Raw genomic sequence first — 17,873 nt, forward strand, 5'->3', positions numbered from 1 at the left:
TGCCGACACTCCCTGTGGATCATTGTGCAGCAGCAACGGCTTGCGGGCCTAGGAGCCCTGACTCACGGAGGTAGCGATCCAATTGTTGAAATGACTTCTCCGCAAATTTCCTGTACTCGTCTACGTCATACCGAGCGCTACGAAGCAACTCCACGGAACCCTCCAGTGCCTCAGCATGCTCATCAGGAAACTGATTTAGCCTGAGATCCAAGTCGACTTGCGCAGAGTGCTCGCGCAGCACGGCCGTTTCGCATTGCTTTCGGTGCTCATCAATATCGACCTCTTTCGCCCCGATTGGCCGATTTGCCAGTCCATTAGGATCATGCGCAGAGTATCGAATTCGAGTGCATCGGAACGCAAGCGAGATCATGTCGCAGTTTGGATCGTCTGCACGCGTGTAAACGTGATATCCGTATGACGGCAACATCTCCGCTTTCCAGCCTGGCGTAGCCTGTAGAAGGCACTCCACAATCCAAAGCCCAACGCCTACGCCAAAAATACCCACGAAGGAATCGCGTGACAACTTATCTTTGACAATCTCGCCGTCAATGATGCTCGATGCGTCGACAATTCCATCCTTTTCTAGTATCTCGGCGAACTCTGGATCTGCACGCCGCTTCCGATTCACTAGCGTGATAAGCTTGTCCCAAACGTCGGCATGAACCATTCCAGTGTTGTTTCGTGTCGTCAGGAAGAACAGCCAGTCCTCGGTTCGACTGGTTGCTTGCTTGTGAAACAACTGAAACAACGCATCATATAGCGTTGCATCGACGTCACTCGGCTGCCCTTCACCAAACGATCGGCACAAGTCGATATTGACGACGTCAAACGTATCTCGTGAATTTATGATTTTATCGTAGGTCACCGAGTCTTCGCGCGCGATGGATTCAAACCTCTCCGGCAGCACGATCGAAGCGTTATCGATATTCCGCATCCCGTGTACTTCACTCAACGAAGTCGCTTGCTCGATAGCCAGTTGCGCGGCTTTGGGCTCAGCCGGATCGACGTAATTAAGGCCGAGGAACCGAAGGGTCACCCCCATCTGTTCGCATATAGGCGACAGCGCACGGATGTCTAATAGATCTTGCCCCGGTAAGCAGAGGTAATCCAACGGGCGCCGAGATTGCTGAAGTCCGAGGTGCGTGGCCAGTGCACGAATGCTCTCGTTCCATTGATTTTTTCGAAGCCAATGCTTTCTCGGCTTGTGCCAAGGCAAGAATTGCTTCTTTAGGGTGAGACTCCCGCCCCGCTCTGTTTGCGTCGGCGTGACCCCCGCTGTCAGCACGCCTTCATCAGAGGAAAAATCGGCCTTAGAGGCACTCATTTATTTAATTCCACCGAGAAAATTTCAACAATTGCGCTGATAAGGCGCTCGCGTGTTTCCTCACTTAGCTCCGCGAGCAAACCGAAGTCATTCAGCACCTGCGCCACCGCCCTGATTTTTTCTTCGAAGAGAGATTCTCTAAGCTTCTCGCTCTTCGTGACAGGCTTCAACCCCGCCCGTGATGCAAAGACTTTCGAGCGCTCCAAGCTGATAACTTCAGCCGCGATCGATACGAGATCTCGATTTGGTCCTTCGACAAACTCTACCGACGCCCCTTTACGTCCAACAGATTCCGCATTCGAAATCGTTGAAAGTATGTTGTCGAGCTTCAGCTTCGCCTCTTCCTTCCGTTTGGACAGGTTCGAATCCGACCTACCCTTTTGTAACGATTTATGCCGAGTGTTCAGCTGCCGTAACGCATGGTGCAACCAATTCGACAGAACCTGATAATGCGGATGCGCAATATTGAACGACTCGCGGTCGATGTTTTGAGCGGCATCAATACCACGCCTAATGAAAACTTCCGCCGTAATTTGCCTAAGACGAGTTTGTTCAGAGACTTGATATTTGAGAAAATGCTCATCAAACAAAATCCCGCTTGCGCCGTTGACACGAATCATCACGCCATTATGCTCTGCGGGCAAAACCCTCTTCGTCCAATACAGGTACGCCTCGAATTCGATCGGACCACCACGATATTCTTTCGGGATAGTCGTCAAATCCGAATTGAGTTTACCAACGAAGAGAAGCGGTGACTCTTCCCCAGCCACCAGCCCTGGCGGAAACACGATAGGACGGCAGAGCTGGACGCCGTCGATGACCACAACGAAATCATCGGTGTTTCCGTCGTTTTCCTGCAGGTCAAGCGCCTGAGCGACAGTTTCGCCCGACGTAAGTTCTAGCTCTTCTGCTCTCCCGCCGGCTTTGTTGCTGATTGTGAAAACCGGAATACCGGCATCCTTGGTCAGCGAAAATGGGTGCTCCTTCACATACGGTAGCGGCACGCACAGACTGATCGTCCAGATCATCTGCAGGTAATTATCAAGCACTTCGCGAATCTTGATCTTCTCGCGCGACGGATTAATCGGTGCGTTACGCACTCCATCGACGAGCTTCACGAACCGATCGCGAGGACCATCGCTGGCAGCCCACGGAAGGCATGCCGGTTGCTCTAGACGCTCGCTGTCGCTTGCATCCACTTGCCCGATATGGAACAAAGGCTCTTTTGGGACGGAACGAAACTCATCATCGTCGTCTTCAATTTCCTCGATCAAAGTCGCCTCGTCCGGACGACTGCTCCCGTTGCGAGCACGGTCCAACGCCGCACTACGTTTTCGCTCTTCTTCCAACTTTGCCCACAGCGACGCCGATCTTAGCTCGTTGCGGACGTATGGCCGAATATCGTGCAACGTTATTTCCGTGCCTTGGCTGTCGACATCATCGGCGGGAATGGAGGTGATTTGCGCAGTCCCAGTAACAAACTCCTTAGCCTCATCCTCTTCTGACAGATACTCTTCGCTTTGCGGCATCAACATGATGTCACAAACGCGGCGAACGCTCTCGCCGCGCACTTTGGTGACAATTACCAGATGGTGAGTGAGCTGTGAGACAGAAAATAGGCCGATGCCAAGCTTACCAATCAGTTTTCGACCACTTGGACTGCGCGTCGCATCTTGGTCGCTCGTAACATGAAAATTCTTCCCTGCGGTGGTTCGCTTGAGACTTCCGCCAATATTGCAGATGACATGAACAAGCCCTTCCTCCGAAAGCCCACGACCGTTATCGCGAACCACAATGCGCGAGAAACGTGGCGCATCAGTATCAATACGGACGTCCGTCGCATCGGCATCGTATGCATTAGCGATTAGTTCGCGCAATGCAGACGCGGGCTCCCGATAGATACCATCGGTTATTCGTGCGAATACTCGGGCGTTCGTCTTGAGGATTGCATCAACGGGCTTGCCGGCCAACCGCCCGTCAGAAACCCGATTGAGCAATTCCTGCTCTTGGTTAGTTACCGCCGTCATCTTTTTGCGCCTTTATTGTTCTTACAGTCAACTGATCACCATCCCGCTCAGCTAGATTCAACTGTGCCTTCAGCGCCATAGCGAGCGCACGAGCCACGGGCGGGGGTACTGCGTTCGAGATCTGCGTCACCTGCTCACTGAGATTACCGAGGATCTGATACGACGGCGGAAACGACTGCAGCAACATGGCTTCGTAAATGCTCAACCGGCGATGTCCGCGCGGATGTACATGGATCTCTCGGTGTCCATATGCAACCGTCCTGCTGGGCTTATGCCAGTCCAATTGAATGAATGACCTGCCGCCGGTGCGAGCCCGCGGCACTTGGAACCGCTCAGACTTGGGACGCATCGTCCAGTGATTGGGGTGATTCGGAATGTCGTCGGCTGACAGGCCGCGTTGAAAATATATTGGTTCTGGAAGAGCACTAATTGTATCGTGCACTGACCGATGCTTCTCGCTCGCGACTGGGAACGTGAACTTGCCAACCCCAGTATGACGCCGGAGCCCAGCCATAAAAAAGCGTACACGCGTCTGGGGTACGCCAAAATCAGCGGCATTCAACGTCTCGCAGCTCAGCCAGAATTGCTGAGTCAAACGACGTTTCAACGACGCAAGGAACTCCTTGTTTTTCTCCGCAGTGATTTCAGGGACGTTCTCAAACAGGAAAAACTGAATTGGGAATTCTCGGCACAACGCATTCACGATGTCAGCGTACCGGTTCGCAAGCTGATTTCGGGGATCGCTTGAACTGCGTTTAGCATTCGCCCTCGAAAATCCTTGACATGGGGGTCCACCTACAATCCCGATCGGTGCGGCATCTGGACAAATAGCGCGCAACCGAGCAATGAACTCCTTCGGAGACACGTTCGAGAGGTCGAGCTGAACTGCCGAGTTCTGTTGGAAATTGAAGTTGTGCGTTTCCACTGCCGCCAAATTGTAGTCCGCCGCGAAAACTATGCGGAATCCGGCTTGCTCGAAACCGATGTCCATCCCCCCTGCACCACAAAAGAGGCTGATAATCTGAGGGCGCTCGCCCTGATCCGCCTTCGCGGCGGCCGTCACAGCTGTAACAACATCGCTAGGCGACCGGGCTTTGTCTATTAGAAGAGTATCGGGCATATTCCAGCGATATCGTTTGGGAATCAAGTCTGGCGGAATTCTAACGCCCGCCATATGGTTTGGCTATGCGACATCAGCGTCCAGCAACCGCACCTATCCAGTTGCCTTCACAAATCTATGCTGTGCCGAGTGAGGCAATCTGCCCCTTTTTTGCAACCTGGGCAGGATCAAGGTTCGTGTACCGCCTCAGATTGCGCCAGTCCTTGTGTCCTGTAACGGCGGCGACCTCAGGAATATCCCACCCATCTTCGAAGAGCGCACTTGTCGCTTCGTGCCGTAGATCGTGCAGCCGAAGGTCGACGATGCCCTTTTCGACGCAGGCCAGCTTGAAGTACTTGCTGGCCGTGCTCTTGTCGAACCGAAAGATGTACTCGTTCGGATGCGGCTCGATCTTCGGGTCCGCCTTGCGCTTCGCCTCGTATGCAGGCGGCACCGGATATCGTGCCTGACGCAGCAGCACTTCGAGCGAGTCGCCGATCAGCGGCACCCACTCGTCGTTGCCCTTCTTCTGTCGCGGATGTTTGCGATCGCGGACAAGTGCGAGCCGGCGCTCGACGTCGAGATCCGACCACGTCAACCGAAATAACTCGCCACGCCGGAATGCGCTTTTCATCGCAACGCGGATAACATCCGGCACCGCCTGTTCGCGCTCCGGATGCTCGGCAAACCACTCGAAGATCTTCACGATCTCTTCACGCGTCGGCCGCCGATCGCGATGCTTCCCCGGCCCGATGAGCTGCAGGTGATCGAGGGTCGGCCGCGCAATGCTCGGAGCGTGCGGCAACCGAAGGTCGAGCAGCGAGGCCATGTGTTTGTACACCGTCCCGAGCTTGGATATGTCCATGTCGATCGTGTACTGCCCTGCACCCTCTTTCTTTCGCTCCTGGGCAAACTTGACCAGCCGCTTGGTCGATAGCTTCGCCGCCACCTCATCGTCAAAGTGACTTTCCAGCCGCTTGAGCATGTAATCTTCGTTCGACTTCTCGGCGACCGGCCGGCCGGAATCGTTGCGAGCGTTTCGATACAAGCGCACCAGCTCGCCGACCGTGATCGTCTGCTCGTCGACGGCGGCTTGCCCCTTGTCGATACCGCCCTCGATCTCGCGCGCCCATGCTTCGGCAGCGCCCTTGGTTCGAAACGTCTTTGCTATACTCTGTCCCCGCCGGCGGACTTGAGCACGCCAGCGGTCGCCGATCTTGAGGATCGAAGCCATGAAACACCCCGTTTGTGGACTGTAGCAATGCGTCATCCACATACGCTGCTACAGGGTCGATTTGTAGCAGAATTGTAGCAGGCGGGGCGTTAAACTATGCTTCACAACCCGTCATTTCGCGTCATGCGCGGAAAGACGAAAATCCCGGAAAGGCACACGGGACAAGGCTAAGAGCCTGATTCACAAGGCTTCAGTCCATCCCGCTCAAACTATCCGCTCCCCGTAGTTCAATGGATAGAACAAGCGCCTCCTAAGCGCTAGATACAGGTTCGATTCCTGTCGGGGGGACCAGCCAAGCTCTCAGCCATCCCCCGGATTCACAAGAATCTCCCCGCTTCGCCCCCGTCTGGCGCCACTCTACCTCCCAGCCGTACCCGAGACTCTTGCGATTTTCGTTGGTATCAGCAGATACCAACAATACCTCTCACGGACGCGCAGATATCGCATCAGCTCGCTAACGCATCAACACTGGCCGCGCCAACTCACCCTTTCCGCCCCACCGCCGGCGACGAGCGAGGCGCGACGATGTTGGACTGCCGCCAGCTTACTCGTCGAACGGCCCGGCTTCGAACGTAGCCACTCCGTCGGCATACTCTCGCACCCATATATCGCGGTGATCCTCGCCAGAGCCCTTTACCGCGAACGACGCGTTCGGCAGGCATGAAGCCAACTTGTCGAACAACATGACGATCGCCATGCTGTTCAGAAAGAAGAGAGTTGACGTTGGTAGAGCCGAACCACATGCTTCGGTGAGGTTGGTCAATACGTCGTGGCTTAGCGAATATTCGTCAAGAAACCTCAAGAGTTCCTCACGGACACTGGCAACATTCAACGGCTCACCATCGAACGGATGAACCGAAACCTGAGTGTGAAAGCTCATTCGAACCTACTCCATTATTTTTTTCATTCAAACACGGCTCTTCACGGTGTGCGGAGCGAATCGTGATTTTTGACGATCTGCCGACCGTTGTCGATCGGCCAAGTTTGGCCTTTCGTGGGCAGCTCACCCTTCTGTGCGGCCTTCACGATGCGTGCCGAGCCTGCCGGCGAACCACGGCTTCCATTCGACGCAAATCAAAGATCGTTTGACTCTCGGCATCAGCCCAAGTACACTTCGCGCCGCGGGGTGGAGCAGTCTGGCAGCTCGTCGGGCTCATAACCCGAAGGTCGTAGGTTCAAATCCTACCCCCGCAACCAATACCGAAGCCCGCTTTGCGAAAGCAAGCGGGCTTTTTGCTTTCCGCATGCACTGCTGCATGTGCACCGCCTGGCCGGCATCGCCGACAAACTGCGGAACATTCAGCCGCCGGCACCACCTGCGACACACGATCGCATCTTGCCCGATCGCCGCAGCCTCACGTCAGACATTGCGTAGAATTCCGAACCTTCTTCAGCATCCGGACTTCCGTAATGATTCGAACGATCGCGGCACTCGCCGCGCTTTCCGCGATTACCGGCACGGCGAACGCCGCCGACACCATCACCGCGCCCGCGAAGCGGCGCTATGTCAGCCCCGGCATTGCCAACGTCGCGAACGCAGCGGCACCGCGCCCGGAAAAAACCTCCTCCGACTCACGCTGCCGTGAACTGGCTGCCGGCATCGACGCCGTGACGCACACCCCCGACCGCGGCCAGAAGGTCGTGCGCAGGATGGGCCCGGACGGCAAGCTGCGCAACGAACTGCGCGCTTACGACAAGCGCGCCGATCTCGAAGCCGAGCATCAACGGCTCGGCTGCCGATAACGAACGCAACGCCGCCCGGTCAACTCACACCGGGCGTCCCGCCATCACGCGATCACGCGTTCGCGCCGCCGTCGATCGTCAACCCCGTCCCGTTGATCGACCGCCCTTCCGGCCCGACGACGAACGCGACGAGCGCCGCGACGTCGTCGGCCTTGCCGTACTGCGGGATCGCCATCCGCGAACGCTGCGCGCCGGCGTGTTCGCCGTCGGCCGGGTTCATGTCGGTATCCGTCGACCCCGGATGCACGATATTGACCGTGATGCCGCGCGGGCCCAGATCGCGCGCGAGCCCCTGAGTCCAGCCGATCAGCGCGGCCTTGCTCGCCGCATAGAGGCTCATCCCCGCATCGGGCACGCGCGTGGCGAGGCAACTGCCGGTCGACACGATGCGCCCGCCCTCGCCGAGATGCCGCGCCGCCGCCTGCGACGCGACGATCACCGCGCGCACGTTCACGTTCAGCGTCGCGTCGATATCGTCGAGCGTGAGATCGTCCAGCCCGCCGGCCCGGAAAATCCCCGCGTTGTTGACGAGGATGTCGAGACCGCCGAACGCCTCCGCGGCACGATCCACTGCGTCGCGCACGGCCACCGGATCGGCGCTGTCGGCCTGGATCGCGACGGCGCGCCGGCCCAGCGCCTCGATGCCGGCAACGACGGCCTGCGCCCGCTCGGCCGATTTCTCGTAGGTAATCGCGACGTCCGCGCCGTCGGCCGCCAGTCGTTTCGCGATCGCCGCACCGATGCCGCGGCTGCCGCCCGTGATGAGTGCACGCTTGCCCTGAAGTCGATTCATGTCGGTTCCTTTCCTCATTTATGTAACGACCGGCACAGAATGTGGCAAGTTGCGCGGCACAGTCAATTGATTTATTTTATCGATCGACACAGATATCGACGAAGGAACGGACGCAATGGCTGAACGGGGCCGACCGAGGAGCTTCGACAAGGAAGCGGCGCTGGAACGCGCGATGGAGGTGTTCTGGCGCCTCGGCTACGAGGGCGCGTCGATGACCGACCTGACGGCCGCGATGGGCATCGCATCGCCGAGCCTGTATGCGGCGTTCGGCAGCAAGGAAGCATTGTTCCGGCAAGCGCTCGATCACTACCGCGCAACGGAGGGAAAAGAAATCTGGCGGGGCGTCGAGGAGGCCGGCAGCGCACACGACGCCGTGCGGAACTACCTGATGGATACCGCACGCGTGTTCACGCGGCGGTCGAAGCCGGCTGGCTGCCTGGTCGTGCTGTCGGCGCTGCATCCGGCCGAGCGCTCCGATACGGTTCGGCAAACGCTGATCGCGATGCGCGAGGGCACGGTCGAGAGTCTGCGCGAGCGCCTCAGGCAAGGTGTCGCGACCGGCGAGATCTCGGCGCACGCGAACCTCGACGCGATCGCACGGTACTACGTAACCGTCCAGCAGGGGATGTCGATCCAGGCCCGCGATGGTGCGAGCCGTCGCGATCTCGAGGCCGTCGCCACGGCTGCGCTGGCCGCGTGGCCAGCGCTCGTCGGTATGGGCGGCGCGTAGCGGCAGGACGCCGCCGCACACGGCCGCACCCGCGCGTTACTGCTTTGCAGCGTGCTGCACGTCCTTCGACGCATGCCACACGCGATAGCGCACCTCGAAACCATCCGGCACATAGACGACGAGCGGCAGGCGGCTGTTGTAGCGCAGAAGCTGGCCATCGCCGCGCACCTGCACGAACCGCTGCTGCGGCGCCTGGCCCGGGCACGCCATCAGCGTCGACGCCGGGCCCTTCACGTCGGTGAGCTGGTAGTACGTATAGCCCCAGCCCTTCACGTCCTCGGCGGTCAGCTCGCCGCCGAACCACTGCTGGTTGCAGTCGGTCTGCAACGTCTTGCCGATCATCAGTTCGACGCGCGCATCGCCTTCGTTCTCGAGCGCGGGCAGCGCGATCACGACGCGCTGCTGGCCGGCCGCTGCCTGCGGAAACATCTTGATCGACTCGGCCGGCACGGCGGGCGCCGATGCAGGCGCGGCCACGCAGGCGGCGGCAGTCGTCACGCACAAGGCGGCCAGCGCGGCCCGGATCGCGAATTTCATCGAGGTACTCCTGGAAAACAAATGAGCTCCGGATGCTAACACTTTCGTCGCATGACCTTACGGCGCTGTAATTTGACGACACAATTGCAAACAGCTGGCAATCCCCTTGCGCGGTACTTATACGGGAACCAATGGAGAACATCATGCTGAAGCTCATTGCTGCCGCCGGCGTCGCGACCTTGCTGGCCGGCTGCGTCGTCGCCCCGGACGCCGGATACGGCTACGGCCAGCCCTACTATTCCGATCCGGGCTACGCCTACGCGCCGTCCCCCGTGTACGGCACGGTCAACATCTGGGGCGGTGGCGGCGGACGCGACTGGGATCGCGGCCGGCGCGACTACCATCGCTGGGACGGCGATCGCGGCAACCGCGGCAACGGCTGGGGGCACGGCGGCGGACGCCGCGGCGACTGGAACGATGGCGGCGGAGGCGGCGGCCATCGCCACTGACGCACAATTGCAACCGTTTGTATCCGCGCACGGCCCGCCGATGAGCGGTCGTGCCGGTCTTGCCGGTCGTGCGTTACGCAGACGAACGGACTCCCGCGCAAAAGACAAAGGCCCTCGCACGAAGCGAGGGCCTTTTGTCGTCCGGTGCGGCGAAGCGAATGTCGGCGACGCAGACCGTCCGGCACTGGCCGGTCACACGACACGCGTCACGCATCCGCCCGCTTACCACCCGGCCGGCTGCGCGTAGCCGCCCCGCACCGGCGCGCCGCACACGTACGCGCGCTGGTAGCGGTCGTAGCAATAGTTCGGGCCGTCGTCCTGGTACTGCGCCTGCTGGTAGGTCGGATAGGCAGGCTGCTGGTACGCGGGTGCCTGGTAGTACGTCGGCGGCTGATAGGTCGGTGCCTGGTACACGGGCGCCTGATACGCGACGGGCGGATTCATCGCCGACGTCACGATCGCGCCCAGCACCGCGCCGCCGATCAATGCGCCGATGACGGCGCCGCCGTCGCGGCCATGCGCGGACGCCGGACCCGCCACGGCAAGCGAACCGGCGAGGACACACACTGCGGCAATTTTTTTCATGATGGGCTCCCACGCGAAGTGGTACTGGATGCGATGCATTGTGGCGGCAGGCGGCCGTAATAGATGCAGCAAGTGGTAACGCGCGATTACCGCTATCACGCACACCGAAACGCGGCGCCGCCATGCTAGGATTTTCGGCATACAGGAGACGCCTTCATGCAGCCCGAAACCGCCCGCCGTTTCGATACAGAATTCGCCCCGCGCATCGCACAGGCGATCGCCGCCTTCTTCGCCGATCACGTGCTGACCGACGTCGTCCCGTATGGCGGCCACGGGCATCCGACGCGCGTGCAGATCCGCAGCGCGCCGCACGAGCATGTCAGCGGCTTCGAGCATCCGCTGAATCTCGAACTGACCTGGGACACCGACGAAATCGAGCGGCTGATGGAGCCGGACGGCCCGCGGCGCTTCGAGCACTACCTGGCCGCGCTGCCGAAAAAACTGGGCGCATGGCAGGGCGCGCGCGACATCGATCTCCTGTCGCGCACGCAGGCCGACCCGCTCGTGCGGCTCGGCGGCCTCGACTTCGAAGGCTGAGTGCCGACGTCGCGCAATGCGGCCCGGTGATACACTCGGCCGGCCACGCCCCGGTGCAGTTGCGCCGGCCGGGCCGCTCATCGCCGCCTCCACCCTTCCGCATGGTTGCGCACGCAACCGGCAGCCGGGCGCGCGGACAACCACGCATCTGCTCCCGCCATGAACGCCGATACCGGCCTGCCGCTTCCGCAACGCTACTGGGCGATCCTCTGCGTCGCACTGGGCATCACGCTCGCCGTGCTCGACGGCGCCATTGCAAACGTCGCGCTGCCGACGATCGCGCGCGACCTGCACGCGTCCGACGCCGCATCGATCTGGATCGTCAACGCGTACCAGCTCGCGGTCACGATCACGCTGCTGCCGCTCGCCTCGCTCGGCGAGCGCATCGGCTATCGCCGCATCTACGTCGCGGGACTCGCGCTGTTCACCGCGGCGTCGCTCGGCTGCGCGCTCGCCGGCTCGCTGCCGATGCTGGCCGTGATGCGCGTGATCCAGGGTTTCGGCGCGGCCGGCATCATGAGCGTCAACGCGGCGCTCGTGCGGATGATCTACCCGTCGTCGATGCTCGGGCGCGGGCTGTCGATCAACGCGATGGTCGTGGCGCTGTCGTCGGCGATCGGGCCGACGGTCGCGTCCGCGATCCTGTCGTTCGCATCGTGGCCGTGGCTCTTCGCGGTCAACGTGCCGATCGGCATCGCCGCGGTGATCGGCAGCCTGCGCGCGCTGCCGTCCAACCCGTTGCACGATGCGCCGTACGATTTCCCGAGCGCGCTGATGAACGCGTGCGTGTTCGGTCTGCTGATCACGGCGGTCGACGGGCTCGGCCACGGCGAAGGCCATGCGTACGTCGCGGCCGAACTGGCCGTCGCGTTCGTCGTCGGCTACTTCTTCGTGAAGCGCCAGCTGTCGCAGCCGGCGCCGCTGCTGCCCGTCGACCTGATGCGCATCCCGATGTTCGCGCTGTCGATCTATACGTCGATGGCGTCGTTCACGTCGCAGATGCTCGCGTTCGTCGCGCTGCCGTTCTGGCTGCAGCACTCGCTCGGTTTCTCGCAGGTCGAGACGGGCCTCTACATGACGCCCTGGCCGCTCGTGATCGTGTTCGCCGCGCCGCTCGCGGGCGTGCTGTCGGATCGTTATTCCGCGGGCATCCTCGGCGGGATCGGGCTCGCCCTGTTCGCGGCCGGGCTGCTGTCGCTCGCGACGATCGGCGCGCACCCGGGCACCGTCGACATCGTGTGGCGGATGGCGCTGTGCGGTGCGGGCTTCGGGTTGTTCCAGTCGCCGAACAACCGCGCGATGCTGTCGTCGGCGCCGCGCGAACGCAGCGGTGGCGCGGGTGGCATGCTGAGCACCGCGCGGCTGACCGGGCAGACGCTCGGCGCCGCGCTCGTCGCATTGATTTTCGGGCTCGTCCCCGATCGCGGGCCGACGATTGCGCTCTATGTCGCCGCGGCATTCGCGGCGGTGGCCGCGCTCGTCAGCATGCTGCGTATCGCGTCGCCGCGACCGGACGCGGCAACCTGACACCGTCGCGCGCCGCCCCGCGCGTCATTCGGCGTCGAGCGCGTCCATCACGAAACGCACGCGCGCCTGCACGCTCTCGCGCGGCAGTTCGATCAGCCGATAGCCGTACGACGTGTAGCACTCGACCATCGCGTCGTAGGTGCGCACGGCTTCCGCGAAATCCTGCCGGCGCTCGGTGTCCTGCGCATAGATGTCCGGCCACGGCGGCGCGATGAACACGCGCGGGTGATAGCGGAAACGGTTGGCCGCGGCCTCCGCATGCGCGGGCACGGCCAGCCCCGTCAGCCGCAGATAGCCGATCACGTCCGGCACGCCGCGATCGAAGAACACGGGCCCGCGCGCATGCCGCGCGAGATCGTACGAGCGCATCTCCCAGCTCAGCATCAGCTCGGCAAACGCGGCCGGGTCGCGCCACGGCAACGCGTGACCGTCGATCGCCATCTGGTCGCGGATCACGCCCCGCCCGGCTTCCTGCGAGCGCGCGCAACCGGCGCGCTCGAGCGCATCGAGCAGCGTGCTCTTGCCCGAACCCGGGCCACCGGTCACGACGAAGAAGCGGCGGATGGCGTCGTCGCTCGTGTCGTCGGCGGCGCCGCGCCCCTGTACGACCTCACGCATGCACGACCCGCCGGCCCGCGCGCCGCGTGACCGACGCGGCGGCCGCGACACTGCGCAAGTCGGCGACGAACGTATCGCGCCAGACCGACAGGTCGTTTCCGCGCAGCCGCGCGAGGTTCTCCTCGTGGCGCGCCTGCCGCTCCGCGAGCGGCATCGACAGCGCGCGCTCGAGCGCCTCGGCCATCTGCGACAGGTCGTACGGATTGACGAGGAGCGCGCCGGTCAGCTCGGCCGCGGCGCCCGCGAACTCCGACAGCACGAGCACTCCCGGATCGGCCGGATCCTGCGATGCCACGTACTCCTTCGCGACGAGGTTCATCCCGTCGCGCAACGGCGTCACATAGCCGACCTGCGACATCCGGAAGAACGCCATCAGCAGGTTGCGCTCGTACTTGCGGTTCAGGTACTGGATCGGCGTCCAGTCGAGCTGCGAGAAGCGGCCGTTGATGCGGCCGGCCTCGCCTTCCAGCGTTTCGCGAATGTCCTGATAGGTCTGCACGTCGGAACGCGTCGGCGGCGCGATCTGCAGGAGCGACACGCGCCCCTGCCAGCCCGGCGCGTTCGCGAGCATCCGCTCGAACGCCTGGAAGCGCTCGACGAGCCCCTTCGAATAATCGAGGCGGTCGACGCTCATCACCAGCTTGCGGCCGTCGAGCGCCTCGCGCAGCATCTTCACCGGCTTGCGCGCGCCGTACTGGACGGCCGCCTGCGCGATCGCGTCGGGATAGACGCCGATCGGATAGGCGGCGACCTTCACGACGCGACCGTGCGCGTGCAGCATCCCGTCGTCGCTCGCCGCGCCGATCCCGCGCCGCTCGATGTAGTCGGTGAACGCCTGCTTGTCGGCCTCGGTCTGGAAGCCCGCGACGTCGTATGCGCACATGAACTTCACGAGTTCCTCGTGCGGCGGCACGAGACGCAGCATGTCGGGCGACGGAAACGGGATGTGCAGGAAGAAGCCGATCGGATTCTTCACGCCGAGCTCGCGCAGGTAATGCGCGAACGGCAGCAGGTGATAGTCGTGCACCCAGATCAGGTCGTCGGGACGCAGCAACGCGGCGAGCTGCTTCGCCAGCATCGCGTTCACGCGCAGATAGCCCGCGTACTCCTGGCGGTCGAAGCGCGCGAGATCGCCGCGGTAATGGAACACCGGCCACAGCGTCGCGTTCGAGAAGCCGCGGTAATACTGGTCGTAGTCGCGCCGGGTCAGCCCGACCGTCGCATAGGTCACGTTGCCGTCGCGCTGGATCGCCGGCTCGGTGTCGGGTGCGCCGACGATCTCGCCGTTCCAGCCGAACCAGACACCGCCCGTTTCCTTCAGCGCGTCCATCACGCCGACCGCCAGGCCACCGGCGCTCGGGCGCGTGTCCTCGCCGGCGGCGACACGGTTCGATACCACGATCAATCTGCTCATGCGGCTTTCCCTCCTCGATTCGATGGGCTGGCGCGCGGCGCGCGCCAAGGCTGGCACGGCTGCCCGAAGGCGGCCGTGCGGCGATTCAGACGTGAGAAATGCAGGTGTGAAAGGCAGCGGCGAAATACGACGACAACGACATCAGGCGTCCTGCTCCTGACCGAGATCCCGCTGATAGTCGAGCCCTTCCGGGCGGGCACCACCCTGGTTGTGATCGCCGTCGGACGGCGTCTCGCCGGGCGCGCCGGCAGGCGGTGCCGATGGCGCGTCGGTCTGCGGATGCGGGCGATCCGACCCTGCGTCGGGCGGCCGGGGCGAAAACCGTTTCGAACGTCGCATGGCCGGGTGTCTCATGTGCGGCGCGGCCCGAGGCCGTCGTAGAAACATTCCATAACTGAAAAGTCTAGGTCGCTTCCTTGCACGCCAAAGTAACAATTACCTTCAATTTGTAACGTTTCGACCCCTCACGATCCACCTGTCCGACAATAACGCCGCGCGTACGCGCGCGGGATGCCGTCCGGCGATTTGTCAAAGCTTTGCATTTTTCCTATGACAATTGCGAAACAATGACGCGGCATGAGGGCGCGCACGCGTTGCCGCTCACCCAGACAGGACTTGCACTCAGGGATGAACATTCGTTTCGAATCGCCGCGCCGGGCCATCCCGGCGCGCGTCGTGCTGGCCGCGATCGCCGCGGCCGCACTGCTGTCCGGCTGCAACTCGCTGTACAGCGAGGGCGCGACAGCCGGCGCCGGTATCGCGGGTGCCGCGATCGCCTCCAAGGTCACCAACAACGCCGCCGTCGCGACGGGCATCGGCCTCGGGGCCGTCGCCGGTGCGCGTGCGGGCGTCCAGTACTCGCAGCGCGTCGCACACCGTTACACACAGGAACAGATCGCGAAGGCGGCCGGCCCGCTCGACGTAGGCGGCGTCGCGCCGTGGTCGACGCACCACTCGTTCCCGATCGAGGACGACGAACAGGGCCGCGTGACGGTCAGCCGGATGATCAGCATCGGCCCGCTCGACTGCAAGGAAATCGTGTTCGCGGTCGACACGCCCGCGAAAGCCGACAAGGCCGCGCAATCGGCGTTCTACGTCGCCACGATCTGCCGCGACGGCCCCGTGTGGAAATGGGCGTCGGCGGAACCGGCCACCGAACGCTGGGGCTCGCTGCAATGAGCGTCGCGATCCGTATCGCGGCCATCGGCGCGCTGTGCGCGGCGGCGGCCACGCTGTCGGGCTGCGGGTCGGTCGGCGCGGCGAGCGGCGCGCTTGCCGGCGCCGCGACGGGCCTCGTCACCGCGAACCCGGCGGTCGGCGTCGGCGTCGGGATCGCCGTGCAGGCCGCGACCGACGAAGCCGTGAACCGCACGATGAAACAACTCCATCAGAACCAGCAGGACGCGATCGCGAAGACGGCCGGCAGTCTCGCCGTCGGAGAAGTGAAGCCGTGGAAGGTGAAGAACACGCTGCCGCTCGAAAACGGCGAAGGCGAAGTGCGCGTCACGCGCGCGTACTCGTCGGCGCTCGCGCTGTGCAAGGAATTCGCGTTCTCGGTGAAGGACGGCGACAAGGCCGACTGGTTTTTCGCGAATGCGTGCCAGCAAGGCACGCACTGGAAGTGGGCGTCGGCGGAGCCGGCGGTCGATCGATGGGGGAATTTGCAGTAGCGGAGGCACCGCGTGCCGGCGGCTGGCCCGGACATCGACTGCCCTGCGACGGCTCCAACCGCGCCGGCGCGAATCATTGCGCATGAATCGCGCGCTCGGCTCAGCGCGCCGACTTTCCGATCAAGTCCATCAGGTAATGCTCCAGCACACCGAGCCTGACGATCGACGCATTCCGCCTGGTCGGATGCGGACGCGTCGCGGCCTGCACGGCTTCCGGCAGATCGTGCCTCAACCACAACTCGGGAATCTGTAATCGGGCGTACGATTCCCCGTCCATCTCCTCCAGCACCATGTGTCCGCGCCACGGATATTCATGGAGCATGCCGGCCTGCACTCTCACGAACATGAGGGCGCACTCCCCGGCCTGAAGCGGCACATTGCCCCAGGTCGGCGGACCGCCGCAGAACTCGATCACCGCCCCGAGGCGATCCGGCGTGATGCTCTTGCCGCTGGAATAGATGCGCTCGACCTTCGCCGAAAGATCTGTGGACCCGGGGAGTCGATAACGGATACGAGCACCAGGTCAAACGTTTCCACCGCGACGGCGTACAGATTCCCTTTTTCAGTCATAGGTCATGGAATTCGCGCCGTGTCCGCCGGATGCTGTCGAGACCTGGCCAGCATCAGGTCTCGACGTCCTCGAGACTGAAAATCTCCGTTTGATCGTTGTACGAGAAGATCTCGCCGTAACGCCCCCAGTCGATCACCGCGTCGAGCGTCTCCTCGGCGGCACCGTCCGACAGGAAATCCTCCAGCTCCTGCTCGAAGCGCACGCGCGGCGCGCGATGGCCCGGGCGCTCGTTCAGCACCTTCTTGATCCGCGCGGCCAGCGGCACGTGCTTCAGCAGGTGGTCGGCGAACATCAGCTTGCGCTCCTGCGTGCCGAATTCCGCGAACACGCGCCCCGGCGGCGTCAGGAACACGTCCCCTTCCCGCACGTCCGCGAAGCCGAGGTATTGCAGCACTTCGGCGATCGGGAACAGGTCGTCGACCTCGAGATGCAGTGTGCGCGCGATTTCCGGCATGTCCGCGCGGCCGTGGTACGGCGCCATCGCGAGCGTCTCGATCAGGCCGGCCATCAGGTTGGTCGACACCTGCGGCAGCCAGCTGCCGAGCTCCAGCCCCTTCTTCGTCGCCTCGCCGGTCTGGCGGGCCGTCATCTTCGCGTAGATGTCGTCGACCAGCTTGCGGAACGCCGGATCGAGCCGGTTGCGCGGATGCTTGAACGGCACCTTGATCTCGGCGATCACGCGGCCCGGGTTCGACGACAGCACGAGGATCCGGTCGCACATGAACACCGCTTCCTCGATGTTGTGCGTGACGATCAGCACCGACTTGATCGGCATGCGCCCTTGCGTCCACAGGTCGAGCAGGTCGGTACGCAGCGTCTCGGCGGTCAGCACGTCGAGCGCGGAGAACGGTTCGTCCATCAGCAGGATCGTCGGGTCGACGACGAGCGCGCGCGCAAAGCCCACGCGCTGGCGCATGCCGCCCGACAGCTCGCGCGGGTACGCGTTCTCGAAACCGTCGAGACCGATCAGGTCGATCGCGGCAAGCGCACGCTCGCGCCGCTCGCGCGCGCCGAC

20 protein-coding genes and 2 tRNA genes are annotated in these 17,873 nt (G+C 62.8%); 9 read left to right on the forward strand and 13 right to left on the reverse strand.

Features of this window, described 5'->3' with window-relative positions:
• Positions 1-19: 19 nt before the first annotated feature.
• The 4 genes from ACTJLD_RS31875 to ACTJLD_RS31890 form a co-directional block, all read right to left on the reverse strand.
• Positions 20-1,324: a PP_RS20740 family protein gene (locus ACTJLD_RS31875; protein ID WP_175855131.1), complete on the reverse strand. Its 1,305-nt coding sequence runs from the start codon at positions 1,322-1,324 to the stop codon at positions 20-22.
• Positions 1,321-3,351 (reverse strand): ATP-binding protein, encoded by a 2,031-nt coding sequence (locus ACTJLD_RS31880; protein ID WP_175855129.1) that lies wholly within the window; start codon positions 3,349-3,351, stop codon positions 1,321-1,323. Before ACTJLD_RS31880 ends, ACTJLD_RS31875 begins: the two co-directional genes overlap by 4 nt.
• Positions 3,335-4,471, reverse strand: coding sequence for a DNA cytosine methyltransferase (locus ACTJLD_RS31885; protein ID WP_227893523.1), 1,137 nt, complete (start codon positions 4,469-4,471; stop codon positions 3,335-3,337). The genes ACTJLD_RS31880 and ACTJLD_RS31885 overlap by 17 nt, the downstream gene beginning before the upstream one ends.
• 115 nt (positions 4,472-4,586) lie before the next feature.
• A complete protein-coding gene (locus tag ACTJLD_RS31890; RefSeq protein ID WP_440660629.1) occupies positions 4,587-5,726 on the reverse strand; it encodes a site-specific integrase in 1,140 nt (379 codons plus the stop codon).
• A 174-nt stretch (positions 5,727-5,900) separates the two neighbouring features.
• On the opposite strand from ACTJLD_RS31890, the gene ACTJLD_RS31895 reads away from it, so the two are divergent.
• Positions 5,901-5,975: transfer RNA gene (locus ACTJLD_RS31895), tRNA-Arg, on the forward strand.
• Between the two features lie 253 nt (positions 5,976-6,228).
• On the opposite strand, the gene ACTJLD_RS31900 is transcribed toward ACTJLD_RS31895, so the two are convergent.
• Positions 6,229-6,564 (reverse strand): hypothetical protein, encoded by a 336-nt coding sequence (locus ACTJLD_RS31900; RefSeq protein ID WP_048025383.1) that lies wholly within the window; start codon positions 6,562-6,564, stop codon positions 6,229-6,231.
• A 240-nt stretch (positions 6,565-6,804) separates the two neighbouring features.
• Between ACTJLD_RS31900 and ACTJLD_RS31905 the strand changes: the two genes are divergently transcribed.
• Together ACTJLD_RS31905 and ACTJLD_RS31910 are read left to right on the forward strand one after the other, a co-directional pair.
• A tRNA-Met gene (locus tag ACTJLD_RS31905) sits at positions 6,805-6,881 on the forward strand.
• A 213-nt stretch (positions 6,882-7,094) separates the two neighbouring features.
• Positions 7,095-7,427 (forward strand): hypothetical protein, encoded by a 333-nt coding sequence (locus ACTJLD_RS31910; RefSeq protein ID WP_027786780.1) that lies wholly within the window; start codon positions 7,095-7,097, stop codon positions 7,425-7,427.
• 52 nt (positions 7,428-7,479) lie between these two features.
• Here the strand turns inward: ACTJLD_RS31910 and ACTJLD_RS31915 are convergent, their stop codons facing one another.
• Positions 7,480-8,220, reverse strand: coding sequence for an SDR family NAD(P)-dependent oxidoreductase (locus ACTJLD_RS31915; protein WP_027786779.1), 741 nt, complete (start codon positions 8,218-8,220; stop codon positions 7,480-7,482).
• A gap of 115 nt (positions 8,221-8,335) precedes the next feature.
• Between ACTJLD_RS31915 and ACTJLD_RS31920 the strand changes: the two genes are divergently transcribed.
• The gene (locus ACTJLD_RS31920) at positions 8,336-8,950 is read left to right on the forward strand and encodes a TetR/AcrR family transcriptional regulator (RefSeq protein WP_440660632.1); all 615 of its coding nucleotides are present in this window, start codon (positions 8,336-8,338) and stop codon (positions 8,948-8,950) included.
• 36 nt (positions 8,951-8,986) lie between these two features.
• Here ACTJLD_RS31920 and eco read toward each other — a convergent pair whose 3' ends face one another.
• A complete protein-coding gene (gene eco / locus ACTJLD_RS31925) occupies positions 8,987-9,487 on the reverse strand; it encodes a serine protease inhibitor ecotin (protein ID WP_060085986.1) in 501 nt (166 codons plus the stop codon).
• Between the two features lie 143 nt (positions 9,488-9,630).
• Between eco and ACTJLD_RS31930 the strand changes: the two genes are divergently transcribed.
• Entirely contained in the window at positions 9,631-9,936 is a 306-nt protein-coding gene (locus ACTJLD_RS31930; protein ID WP_021158523.1) for a hypothetical protein, read from the forward strand.
• 222 nt (positions 9,937-10,158) lie between these two features.
• Here ACTJLD_RS31930 and ACTJLD_RS31935 read toward each other — a convergent pair whose 3' ends face one another.
• Positions 10,159-10,560 (reverse strand): hypothetical protein, encoded by a 402-nt coding sequence (locus ACTJLD_RS31935; protein ID WP_060312618.1) that lies wholly within the window; start codon positions 10,558-10,560, stop codon positions 10,159-10,161.
• Positions 10,561-10,677: 117 nt separating this feature from the next.
• Between ACTJLD_RS31935 and ACTJLD_RS31940 the strand changes: the two genes are divergently transcribed.
• Positions 10,678-11,058 carry a DUF5594 family protein gene (locus ACTJLD_RS31940; RefSeq protein ID WP_059697999.1) on the forward strand — a complete coding sequence of 127 codons (381 nt, stop codon included), beginning with the start codon at positions 10,678-10,680 and terminating at the stop codon, positions 11,056-11,058.
• 159 nt (positions 11,059-11,217) lie between these two features.
• Positions 11,218-12,585, forward strand: a complete 1,368-nt coding sequence (locus ACTJLD_RS31945) for an MFS transporter (RefSeq protein ID WP_034195743.1) — start codon at positions 11,218-11,220, stop codon at positions 12,583-12,585.
• Positions 12,586-12,609: 24 nt separating this feature from the next.
• On the opposite strand, the gene ACTJLD_RS31950 is transcribed toward ACTJLD_RS31945, so the two are convergent.
• The 3 genes from ACTJLD_RS31950 to ACTJLD_RS31960 all read right to left on the reverse strand — a co-directional run bounded on the left by ACTJLD_RS31950 (position 12,610) and on the right by ACTJLD_RS31960 (position 14,956).
• On the reverse strand, positions 12,610-13,203 hold the full coding sequence (locus tag ACTJLD_RS31950; RefSeq protein WP_321910665.1) for an AAA family ATPase: 594 nt from the start codon (positions 13,201-13,203) through the stop codon (positions 12,610-12,612).
• Complete coding sequence (gene otsA, locus ACTJLD_RS31955; protein WP_060085984.1) at positions 13,196-14,617, reverse strand: alpha,alpha-trehalose-phosphate synthase (UDP-forming); 1,422 nt, start codon at positions 14,615-14,617, stop codon at positions 13,196-13,198. Before otsA ends, ACTJLD_RS31950 begins: the two co-directional genes overlap by 8 nt.
• Positions 14,618-14,758: 141 nt before the next feature.
• The gene (locus ACTJLD_RS31960) at positions 14,759-14,956 is read right to left on the reverse strand and encodes a hypothetical protein (RefSeq protein ID WP_081076502.1); all 198 of its coding nucleotides are present in this window, start codon (positions 14,954-14,956) and stop codon (positions 14,759-14,761) included.
• Positions 14,957-15,244: 288 nt separating this feature from the next.
• Here ACTJLD_RS31960 and ACTJLD_RS31965 point away from each other — a divergent pair, with 288 nt between their 5' ends.
• Together ACTJLD_RS31965 and ACTJLD_RS31970 are read left to right on the forward strand one after the other, a co-directional pair.
• Positions 15,245-15,796: a hypothetical protein gene (locus tag ACTJLD_RS31965; protein WP_059698004.1), complete on the forward strand. Its 552-nt coding sequence runs from the start codon at positions 15,245-15,247 to the stop codon at positions 15,794-15,796.
• A complete protein-coding gene (locus ACTJLD_RS31970; RefSeq protein ID WP_021158515.1) occupies positions 15,793-16,287 on the forward strand; it encodes a hypothetical protein in 495 nt (164 codons plus the stop codon). Before ACTJLD_RS31965 ends, ACTJLD_RS31970 begins: the two co-directional genes overlap by 4 nt.
• 100 nt (positions 16,288-16,387) lie before the next feature.
• Here ACTJLD_RS31970 and ACTJLD_RS31975 read toward each other — a convergent pair whose 3' ends face one another.
• Both ACTJLD_RS31975 and ACTJLD_RS31980 read right to left on the reverse strand, forming a co-directional pair.
• A complete protein-coding gene (locus ACTJLD_RS31975; protein ID WP_440660637.1) occupies positions 16,388-16,702 on the reverse strand; it encodes a hypothetical protein in 315 nt (104 codons plus the stop codon).
• Between the two features lie 208 nt (positions 16,703-16,910).
• Positions 16,911-17,873: ABC transporter ATP-binding protein (locus ACTJLD_RS31980; RefSeq protein ID WP_440660639.1), on the reverse strand; the 963-nt coding region annotated here is incomplete at its 5' end.

Origin of the sequence: Burkholderia sp. 22088 (assembly GCF_052045915.1) — a bacterium.
Classification (GTDB): Bacteria; Pseudomonadota; Gammaproteobacteria; order Burkholderiales; family Burkholderiaceae; genus Burkholderia; species Burkholderia cepacia.